The organism is Sabulibacter ruber, assembly GCF_017355955.1.
Classification (GTDB): Bacteria; Bacteroidota; Bacteroidia; order Cytophagales; family Hymenobacteraceae; genus Nibribacter; species Nibribacter ruber_A.
This window is the reverse complement of the sequence record NZ_JAFFID010000218.1, coordinates 1-240: the sequence shown is the minus strand read 5'-3', so window position 1 is coordinate 240 and position 240 is coordinate 1. Positions and strand designations below refer to the sequence as shown.

The window sequence follows — 240 nt, the reverse complement described above, 5'->3', positions numbered from 1 at the left end:
AGGGGGCTAGCGTTGTTCGGAATTACTGGGCGTAAAGGGCGCGTAGGCGGCCTGTTTAGTCAGGAGTGAAATCCCCGGGCTCTACCTGGGAATTGCTTTTGATACTGGCAGGCTTGAGTTCCGGAGAGGATGGTGGAATTCCCAGTGTAGAGGTGAAATTCGTAGATATTGGGAAGAACACCGGTGGCGAAGGCGGCCATCTGGACGGACACTGACGCTGAGGCGCGAAAGCGTGGGGAG

Annotated in this window: 1 rRNA gene; it reads left to right on the top strand. The window is 56.7% G+C overall.

The features are described 5' to 3' along the window. Positions 1-240, top strand: a 16S ribosomal RNA gene (locus tag JT719_RS25110); the annotation flags it as partial.